The 9,893-nt window shown below is 59.8% G+C and carries 9 protein-coding genes; 8 read left to right on the top strand and 1 reads right to left on the bottom strand.

From position 1 onward, the window contains the following. Positions 1–933 (top strand): cytochrome-c oxidase, cbb3-type subunit III (ccoP, locus tag ACIOU6_RS11165; RefSeq protein WP_401136152.1); only part of this gene is annotated, 933 nt, incomplete at its 5' end. A gap of 55 nt (positions 934–988) precedes the next feature. Here ccoP and ACIOU6_RS11160 read toward each other — a convergent pair. Next, positions 989–1,993 (bottom strand): metallophosphoesterase family protein, encoded by a 1,005-nt coding sequence (locus ACIOU6_RS11160; RefSeq protein WP_401136149.1) that lies wholly within the window; start codon positions 1,991–1,993, stop codon positions 989–991. 327 nt (positions 1,994–2,320) lie between these two features. On the opposite strand from ACIOU6_RS11160, the gene ACIOU6_RS11155 reads away from it, so the two are divergent. The 7 genes from ACIOU6_RS11155 (at position 2,321) to hemN (ending at position 9,730) form a co-directional block, all read left to right on the top strand. After that, entirely contained in the window at positions 2,321–2,497 is a 177-nt protein-coding gene (locus ACIOU6_RS11155) for a hypothetical protein (protein ID WP_221733286.1), read from the top strand. A 256-nt stretch (positions 2,498–2,753) separates the two neighbouring features. Then, a complete protein-coding gene (gene ccoG / locus ACIOU6_RS11150) occupies positions 2,754–4,169 on the top strand; it encodes a cytochrome c oxidase accessory protein CcoG (protein ID WP_221733285.1) in 1,416 nt (471 codons plus the stop codon). An 11-nt stretch (positions 4,170–4,180) separates the two neighbouring features. Further along, the gene (locus tag ACIOU6_RS11145; RefSeq protein ID WP_401136145.1) at positions 4,181–4,720 is read left to right on the top strand and encodes a FixH family protein; all 540 of its coding nucleotides are present in this window, start codon (positions 4,181–4,183) and stop codon (positions 4,718–4,720) included. Between the two features lie 128 nt (positions 4,721–4,848). Further along, a complete protein-coding gene (locus tag ACIOU6_RS11140; protein WP_401136142.1) occupies positions 4,849–7,299 on the top strand; it encodes a heavy metal translocating P-type ATPase in 2,451 nt (816 codons plus the stop codon). Positions 7,300–7,326: 27 nt separating this feature from the next. Beyond that, the gene (gene ccoS, locus ACIOU6_RS11135; protein ID WP_221733282.1) at positions 7,327–7,539 is read left to right on the top strand and encodes a cbb3-type cytochrome oxidase assembly protein CcoS; all 213 of its coding nucleotides are present in this window, start codon (positions 7,327–7,329) and stop codon (positions 7,537–7,539) included. Then, the gene (locus ACIOU6_RS11130) at positions 7,532–8,215 is read left to right on the top strand and encodes a sulfite exporter TauE/SafE family protein (RefSeq protein ID WP_221733281.1); all 684 of its coding nucleotides are present in this window, start codon (positions 7,532–7,534) and stop codon (positions 8,213–8,215) included. Before ccoS ends, ACIOU6_RS11130 begins: the two co-directional genes overlap by 8 nt. 132 nt (positions 8,216–8,347) lie before the next feature. Then, on the top strand, positions 8,348–9,730 hold the full coding sequence (hemN, locus tag ACIOU6_RS11125) for an oxygen-independent coproporphyrinogen III oxidase (RefSeq protein ID WP_221733280.1): 1,383 nt from the start codon (positions 8,348–8,350) through the stop codon (positions 9,728–9,730). Positions 9,731–9,893 lie beyond the last annotated feature (163 nt).

Raw genomic sequence — 9,893 nt, 5'->3', positions numbered from 1 at the left:
TTTTCCCTGACCTGGCTGCTGCTGTCGACCCGCAAGGGCCAGCGCAGCGAGCAGACGGACGAGACGGTCGGGCACTCCTTCGACGGGATCGAGGAGTACGACAACCCGCTGCCGAAATGGTGGTTCATGCTGTTCGTGGGCACCATCATTTTTGCGCTGGGTTACCTGGTGCTGTATCCGGGTCTGGGTAACTGGAAAGGCCTGCTGCCGGGCTACAACTACCTCGATAACGACAAACAGACCGCGTTCGCCAACGGCCAGACCGGCTGGACCGGCGTACACGAATGGGAAAAGGAAATGGCTCGCTCGGACGCCAGGTTCGGTCCGATCTTCGCCAAGTTCGCCGCCATGCCGATCGAAGAAGTGGCCAAGGATCCGCAAGCCCTGAAAATGGGTGGCCGCCTGTTCGCCTCCAACTGCTCGGTCTGCCACGGCTCCGACGCCAAAGGCGCTTATGGCTTCCCGAACCTCACCGACGCCGACTGGCGTTGGGGCGGGGAGCCGGAAACCATCAAGACCACCATCATGGGCGGTCGTCACGCGGTGATGCCGGCCTGGGCCGAAGTGATCGGCGAGCAAGGCGTTGCCGACGTGGCAGCCTATGTGGTGACGCAACTCGATGGCCGCAAGCTGCCGCAAGACGCCAAGGCTGACCCGGTCAACGGCCAGAAACTGTTCGCCGTCAACTGCGTGGCTTGCCACGGCCCGGAAGGCAAAGGCACCCCGGCCATGGGCGCGCCTAACCTGACCCACCCGGGCGCGTTCATCTACGGTTCGAGCTTCGCGCAATTGCAGCAGACCATCCGTTACGGCCGTCAGGGCCAAATGCCGGCGCAGGAACAACTGCAAGGCAACGACAAGGTTCACCTGCTGGCCGCTTACGTTTACAGCCTGTCCCACGGCGAAAAAATGCCGGAAGCCGAGGCGCAGTAAGGCCCACGCTTGATGCAAAGGAAGGCCCGGCCAATGACAATTGGCCGGGCCTTTTTCATGGACGGCTGGCCGAGATGGATTTCACCGTCACCGTGTCGATGAGCGTTCGCTCCTGCCATTGATTGTCCTTCACCAGATAAATCTGCAACTGCTTGCGATCCTCGGTGAAGCTGGTGATCAAGTAAGTTTGCTGAGACGTGGCGCCACTCAGATACATCGGCACATCTCCCACCCAGTAGGAGTCACCGCCGTCCCGATGTAAATGACCGGCGAATATTGCAGTGACCTGATATTTGACGATCATGTCGCGAAAGCGTTTTTGCTGCGCACTGTCGCCCTTCATCTCCAACGGCTTGTGCATATTTATGATAATGGCGTACCCCTGAGCTCTCGCCAGACTAAGGTCAGTCTCAAGCCAGTCCAGTGCACTATTGATCTCGAACGTCGTCGGGTTCAGGAAATGAGCAATCCGGGTCGTGTACGTCGGCTCATTGTTGAGTTGAACCATGTGGACGTCGCCGATGGTCTTTGAATAAGCGAGACTTCCTGAATACGTATTACCCCAGAAACCTTGCGTGGACCTCACATCAAAGTTGTCCACCCTGTTTTCATGATGTTTTCTGAACTCAACAATGCTGCCCGCCGCACAGCTATTACTGAAACAATCATCCACGTTGTTTTCATAGTCATGATTACCCAAACCATACAGGTACTCACCACCGAAGTGCTTAGCCAGCACCTCTCTCATATAGGAGCGCTGCCAGTCATGGCCGAAAGCGGTGATATCTCCATTGATCATCAATGGTACTTTCGCTTGTCCACCCTGAGCATTTCGAAAAGCGGCAATACTTGCCAACTGAGTTTCCACCAACCACTTCGAACGCTTTGTAAACGCCTCATCAGACTCAGGCGTTCTACTGTCTGTCTTGTCTGTCCAGGGGTATTGCGTATCCGATGCAAACACCATGTGCTTCGGCGCAGGCTCCGCAGAATAAGCCGAAACTACCGACAGCAACAAACACACACCCAGAATATAAGCTGCAACTTTACTACCTGTCATGATATTTCACTTCCATTTAATAACTTATGCTGGCGACCTCATGTCGCCAGCCACCAACTTATTCGAAAGCCATTAAAACCTCAAAGACACAAACATGATTAATTAATTACTCTTGTGTCCAATCCTTTAAAAAACAACTAAAAACAACAATTAAAAAGCAATCAACAATCAGCCGCTGGGGCTTGCGGACCTTGCGATCAGAAGGCGTTCACGATTTGAGGCAAATGCTCAATAGACTCAATCTTCATCGGCCTGTAACTTTTCTTTCCGTCTGCCGATGGTTCGTCAGACCACCCCCTATACCGCTGTATATCAAGGAAGAAAGCCATGCGAGAATCCGATCATGACTGTGTGCAATCCCACGAAGATTTCACTTTTGCCGACCCGGGTATCAAGCCCGACACTGCGTCCCCCGATACCAGCGACGATGCCACCGCTGGCCACGAGGTGAAGAAACCCAAAGACGGCGGGCTCGAAAGTCTCGGCGGCGGCAGGCTGGACTGATGCCTGCAGATTGCCTGCCGAGACGATGCATGAGACTCACTCGCCCGAGCGAGTCTCATGCATCGTCTATAGTCAATTGATCTGGATCAGGACTTGTTACATCTGCTACACCATTTACAGCCCGCCCCCAACGCGACCAAAGGTCGCACCCGTTCGCAGGCGTGACAGGCGTATCATTGCGCCACTGCAACGCCCTTTCCGACCCCGGCCGGCACGTATCGACCGAGGCATTTTTCCACTGCCGTGGGATGCAACGATGAGCAACCAGATTCCGGTACACGACGTCACGCCACCGAGCAAAAACGCGAACAACAGCGTGGATCTTTACGCCTCACGAGAAAAAATCTACACCCGTGCTTTTACCGGTCTGTTCCGCAATCTGCGGATGATGGGCGGTGCCGCACTGTTCCTGCTGTATTTCGGCACGGTGTGGCTGAACTGGGGTGGCCATCAGGCCGTGTGGTGGAACCTGCCGGAGCGCAAGTTCTTCATCTTCGGCGCCACCTTCTGGCCGCAGGACTTCATTCTGCTTTCGGGCCTGCTGATCATTGCCGCGTTCGGTCTGTTCTTTATCACCGTGTATGCCGGCCGAGTCTGGTGCGGCTACACCTGTCCGCAAAGCGTGTGGACGTGGATTTTCATGTGGTGCGAGAAGGTCACCGAAGGCGACCGCAACCAGCGCATCAAGCTCGACAAGGCGCCGATGAGCGGCAACAAGCTCCTGCGCAAACTCGCCAAACACTCGCTTTGGCTGCTGATCGGTTTCGTCACCGGTATGACCTTCGTGGGTTACTTTTCGCCGATCCGCGAACTCGTGTTCGAGTTTTTCACCGGGCAAGCCGATGGCTGGTCGTACTTCTGGGTCGGCTTCTTCACCCTTGCCACATACGGTAATGCCGGCTGGTTGCGCGAACAGGTGTGCATCTACATGTGCCCATATGCTCGCTTCCAGAGTGTGATGTTCGACAAGGACACTCTGATCGTTTCCTACGACCCGCGTCGCGGCGAAAGCCGTGGCCCGCGCAAGAAAGGCGTCGACTACAAGGCCATGGGCCTGGGCGACTGCATCGACTGCACCATGTGCGTTCAGGTGTGCCCGACCGGTATCGACATCCGCGACGGTCTGCAAATCGAGTGCATCGGCTGCGCCGCGTGTATCGACGCCTGCGACAGCATCATGGACAAGATGGACTACCCGCGCGGCCTGATCAGCTACACCACAGAACACAACCTGTCGGGCCAGAAAACCCATAAACTGCGGCCACGCCTGATCGGCTATGCCGTAGTGTTGCTGGCGATGATCAGCCTGTTGGTGACCGCGTTCGTCATGCGTTCACTGGTCGGTTTCGATGTCAGCAAAGACCGCGTGCTCTATCGCGAGAACGCCGAAGGCCGGATCGAAAATGTCTACAGCCTGAAGATCATGAACAAGGATCAGCGCGACCACACCTACGTGCTGGAAGCCGCTGGCCTGCCGGATCTGCGCCTGCAAGGCAAACGCGAGATCAAGGTCGCAGCCGGAGAAATTTTCAGCATGCCAGTCGAACTGTCGAGCGCACCGGAACAACTGCCGTCGAGCACCAACGAGGTGAAATTCATCCTCAAGGATGCCGATGACAACAGCGTCCACGTTGAAGCCAAGAGCCGATTCATCGGCCCACAAATCCGTTAAGAGAACTGAACATGCCCGCAGCAAACGCCGCAAGTCCTTGGTACAAGCACCTCTGGCCATGGATCATCATCGCGATTCTGGCCTGTTCGGTGACGCTGACCCTGTCCATGGTGACCATCGCGGTGAACAACCCGGACAACCTCGTCAACGACAACTACTACGAGGCAGGCAAAGGTATCAACCGTTCACTGGATCGCGAACTGCTCGCACAGAACCTGAAGATGCGCGCCGCTGTGCATCTGGATGATGTGACTGGTGAAGTCGATGTGCGTTTGAGCGGCGACAGCCAGCCCAAGACACTGGAACTGAACCTGATCTCGCCGACCCAACCGGAGAAGGATCGCAAGATCGTCCTGACCCGCAGCGAAACTGAGACAGGGCGCTACATCGGTCAGTTGAGCGACAAGGTCGACGGCCGCCGGTTTGTCGAATTGCTGGGATCGCAGGATGATCAGATCTGGCGCATGTTCGAAGAAGAGTTGGTCAGCCATGATACGGATCTGCTGCTCGGTGACGAACCGCTCCAGGGCGCCGAAGACCTGAAGAAGTAACGCCGCGCTTCGCGCATTCGCGAGCAGGCCCGCTCCCCCAGTGGAACGCCAGTATCCACATAACCTGTGGGAGCGGGCTTGCTCGCAAAGAGGCTCGAGCGGACGACATCGATATTAATGAAAATCTGATGACCAACCCAATCCCCTGCTACCACTGCGCCCTGCCCGTCCCGTCCGGCAGCCGCTTTACCGCCGTCGTACTCGGGGAACCCCGCGAATTCTGCTGCCCAGGCTGCCAGGCTGTGGCCGAAGCTATCGTTGCCGGCGGCCTGGAAAGCTACTACCAACACCGCAGCGAAGCCTCGGCCAACCCCGAAGCGCTGCCGGTGCAATTGGTCGATGAGCTGGCGCTGTACGACCGCGCCGATGTCCAGCAACCGTTTGTCCGCCACGAAGGCGAACTGGCCGAAACCACGCTGTTAATGGAAGGCATCAGTTGCGCCGCCTGCGGCTGGCTGATCGAGAAACATCTGCGCACGCTTGGGGCGGTCGCCGAAGCCCGACTGAATCTGTCCAACCATCGACTTCACGTTCGCTGGGCGGATGGGCAATTGCCGCTGAGCCGATTGCTCGCCGAACTGCGCCACATCGGTTACGCCGCCCACCCGTATCAGGCCGATCGTGCCAGCGAACAAATGGCCAGCGAAAACCGCCTCGCCCTACGTCAACTGGGCGTGGCCGGGCTGCTCTGGTTCCAGGCGATGATGGCGACCATGGCGACCTGGCCGGAATTCAACATCGACCTCAGCCCAGAACTGCACACCATCCTGCGCTGGGTCGCGCTGTTTTTGACCACGCCGATCGTGTTCTACAGTTGCGCGCCGTTCTTCAAAGGCGCGATGCGTGACTTGCGTACGCGCCACCTGACCATGGATGTTTCGGTGTCGCTAGCGATCGGCAGTGCCTACATTGCCGGGATATGGACGTCGATCACCGGCGTCGGCGAGTTGTATTTCGATGCGGTCGGCATGTTTGCGCTGTTTCTGCTCGCCGGGCGCTATCTGGAGCGTCGCGCGCGGGAGCGCACCGCCGCTGCCACCGCACAGTTGGTCAACCTGTTGCCCGCCTCGTGCCTGCGCCTCGATGATGCCGGCCAGAGCGAGCGCATCCTGCTCAGCGAGCTGCGCCTGGGCGATCACGTTCTGGTGCCACCGGGCTCGACCCTGCCGGCGGACGGCAAGATCCTCGATGGCCAGTCGAGCATCGACGAATCGCTGCTGACCGGCGAATACCTGCCACAACCGCGCACGCTGGGCGATGCCGTCACAGCGGGCACCCTGAACGTTGAGGGTGCGTTAACCGTGCAAGTGCTCGCGCTAGGACAGGACACGCGACTGTCGGCCATCGTCCGTTTGCTCGACCGCGCCCAGACCGAAAAACCACGACTGGCGGAAATCGCCGACCGCGCCGCGCAATGGTTCTTGCTGTTGTCGCTGATCGCCGCTGCCGCCATTGGCCTGCTGTGGTGGGAGCTAGATTCATCACGCGCATTCTGGATCGTCCTCGCGATGCTGGTGGCGACCTGCCCCTGCGCGCTATCGCTGGCAACACCGACCGCCCTCACCGCCGCCACCGGAACGTTGCACAAACTCGGCTTGCTGCTGACCCGCGGCCATGTGCTGGAAGGCCTGAACCAGATCGACACGGTGATTTTCGACAAGACTGGCACCCTCACCGAAGGCCGGCTGGTATTGCGCTCGATTCGCCCACTGGGCGCACTGGACAGCGATCAATGCCTGAGCCTCGCCGCTGCGCTGGAGAACCGTTCGGAACACCCGATTGCCCGAGCGTTCGGCCGTGCGCCGCTGGCGGCCGAAGAGGTCCACAGCACGCCTGGGCTTGGTCTCGAAGGCTTGGTCGGCGAACAACGCTTGCGCATCGGTCAGGCGGAATTTGTCTGCGCCCTTAGCGGCGCTACTGCGCCTGCGATGCCGAATGAACCCGGGCAATGGCTGCTGCTCGGCGACACCCGGGGGCCACTGGCCTGGTTCGTCCTCGATGACCGTTTGCGCGACGATGCACCGGCCCTGCTCGCCGCCTGCAAGGCGCGTGGCTGGCGCACATTGCTGTTGTCCGGCGACAGTTCGCCGATGGTCGCCAGTGTTGCCGCAGAACTGGGCATCGAAGAGGCCCATGGTGGTCTGCGCCCGGACGACAAACTGCAAGTGCTGCACCAGTTGCACCAGGAAGGTCGCAAAGTATTGATGCTCGGCGACGGCGTCAACGATGTGCCGGTGCTCGCCGCCGCCGACATCAGCGTGGCCATGGGCTCGGCCACAGACCTGGCAAAAACCAGCGCCGATGCCGTGTTGCTGTCCAATCGGCTCGACGCACTGTTGCAAGCCTTCACGCTGGCGCGACGCACCCGCCGGGTAATCATCGAGAACCTGCTGTGGGCCGCGCTGTACAATGGCTTCATGTTGCCGTTCGCCGCCCTCGGCTGGATCACCCCGGTGTGGGCAGCGGTCGGCATGTCGATCAGTTCGCTGACTGTGGTGCTCAACGCCTTGCGTCTGACTCGCCTGCCGAGCGCGCCGCCCGCCCGCACCCCGTCAGAAACCCGCCCGCTACCGGCCTGAGCCGCGCGAGCATGGAGTGGAGTACAGATGCCAGCTCTCTACGTGATGATCCCGGCCGCACTGCTGATCGTGGCCATCGCCGTGTACATTTTCTTCTGGGCAGTGGACAGCGGTCAGTACGACGACCTCGACGGCCCGGCCCACAGCATTCTGTTCGACGATCAGGACCCCAACCACACCGCTGCGGTGGACGAAGCCAACGCAGCCAAACCGAACGACAAGGCGCCGCCCCATGCTTGAATTGGCGCCCCTGCTGGTGTCGGCGCTGATCCTCGGTTTGCTCGGCGGCGGCCATTGCCTGGGAATGTGCGGCGGCTTGATGGGCGCGCTGACGCTGGCGATCCCCAAGGAACAGCGCAGCCGACGCTTTCGCTTGCTGTTGGCCTACAACCTGGGTCGAATCCTCAGTTACGCCACCGCCGGATTGCTGATCGGCCTCGCCGGTTGGGCGGTGGCGAATAGCCCGGCCGCGCTGTTCATGCGCGTGCTGGCCGGTTTGCTGTTGATCGCGATGGGCTTGTATCTGGCCGGCTGGTGGAGCGGGCTGACCCGCATCGAAAGCCTCGGTCGCGGCTTGTGGCGTTACATTCAACCGGTAGCCAACCGCTTGCTGCCGGTGTCGAGCCTGCCCCGCGCCTTGCTGCTCGGTGCGCTATGGGGCTGGCTGCCCTGCGGCCTGGTTTACAGCACGCTGCTGTGGTCGGCGAGCCAGGGCAATGCGCTGGACAGTGCGTTGTTGATGCTCGCATTCGGGCTGGGTACCTGGCCGGTGCTGCTCGCAACCGGCCTCGCCGCCGAGCGCGTCACGGCGCTGTTGCGCAAACGCAGCGTACGCATGACTGGTGGGATTTTAGTGATGCTGTTCGGCATTTGGACCCTGCCCGGTCCGCATCAGCATTGGCTGATGGGGCATTGAATTGGCGGCGCAACCTTCGCGGGCAAGCCCGCACCCGCCACACCTATCTCCCTGTTGATGCAAATCAACATGCCTGCGCGCCCTCTCCCCTAGACTCGCCAACACTGCCAGCCTACCCGGGGGAATGCCCGCATGCTCGACGCCATTCGTTGGGACACAGATCTGATCCGCCGCTACGACTTGGCGGGGCCGCGCTACACCTCGTACCCGACGGCCGTGCAATTCAACAGTCAGGTCGGCACCTTCGACCTGTTCCACGCCCTGCGCGATAGCCGCAAGGCCCAGCGCCCGTTGTCGTTGTATGTGCATGTGCCGTTCTGCGCGAACATTTGCTACTACTGCGCCTGCAACAAGGTGATCACCAAGGATCGCGGCCGCGCGCTGCCCTACCTGCAACGCCTGGAGCAGGAAATCCAGCTGATCGCCTGCCACCTCGACCCGGCGCAGAAAGTCGAGCAGTTGCACTTCGGCGGCGGCACCCCGACCTTTCTCAGCCACGACGAACTGCGCCAACTGATGGCACACCTGCGCAAACACTTCAATTTGCTGGATGACGACTCCGGCGATTACGGCATCGAAATCGACCCGCGTGAAGCCGACTGGTCGACCATGGGCCTGCTGCGTGAACTGGGGTTCAACCGCGTCAGCATTGGCCTGCAAGACCTTGATCCGGCGGTGCAGCGGGCGGTCAATCGCCTGCAAAGCCTGGAAGAAACCCGCGCCGTGATCGACGCGGCGCGCACGTTGCAATTTCGCTCGATCAATATTGACCTGATTTACGGCTTGCCCAAGCAGACCCCGGACAACTTCGCCCGCACGGTCGAGGAAGTCATCAACCTGCAGCCGGATCGACTCTCGGTGTTCAACTACGCGCACCTGCCAGAACGCTTCATGCCGCAGCGGCGGATCAACAACAATGAGCTGCCGACCCCGACGCAAAAACTGCACATGCTCCAACGCACCATCGAGCAACTGACCGCCGCCGGTTACCGCTACATCGGCATGGACCACTTCGCCCTGCCCGACGATGAACTGGCGGTCGCCCAGGAAGAACAAACCCTGCAACGCAATTTCCAGGGCTACACCACCCACGGACATTGCGACTTGATTGGCTTGGGCGTGTCGGCCATCAGCCAGATCGGCGATCTGTATTGCCAGAACAGCAGCGATCTCAACGAATACCAAAACACCCTCGCCGCCGCGCAATTGGCGACCAGTCGCGGACTGCTGTGCAATGCCGATGATCGGCTGCGACGTGCAGTGATTCAGCAACTGATCTGCAATTTCAACCTGGAATTCGCCGAAATCGAGCAGCAGTTCAACATCGATTTTCAGGGGTATTTCGGCGCGCTGTGGCCACAACTGCAAGGCATGGCCAACGATGGCCTGATAACGCTTGATCGCGAGCGTGTTGAGGTTCTACCGGCCGGACGCCTGCTGGTGCGCTCGGTGTGCATGGTATTCGACGCCTATCTTGAACAGCAGAACCGCCAGCGTTTTTCCCGGGTGATCTGAACCGTCGTTGATTGCGTAAACGTCTTGAAACCGATTGCTCAGGCTTCACCCGATAACACCCCGTCTGTCGCTTGCCCTGCGGCTTTGTGCCCGCGGGGCAATCTCGTCACAAGCTGGCCTGAATGTCCTCCCGTGAGTTACCCTTACGGCTTATGTGTGTTTT

Origin of the sequence: Pseudomonas sp. NPDC087615, from assembly GCF_044743445.1 — a bacterium.
Classification (GTDB): Bacteria; Pseudomonadota; Gammaproteobacteria; order Pseudomonadales; family Pseudomonadaceae; genus Aquipseudomonas; species Aquipseudomonas baetica_A.
The sequence above is the reverse complement of the archived record's forward strand: the minus strand, read 5'-3'. Positions and strand labels throughout refer to the sequence as shown.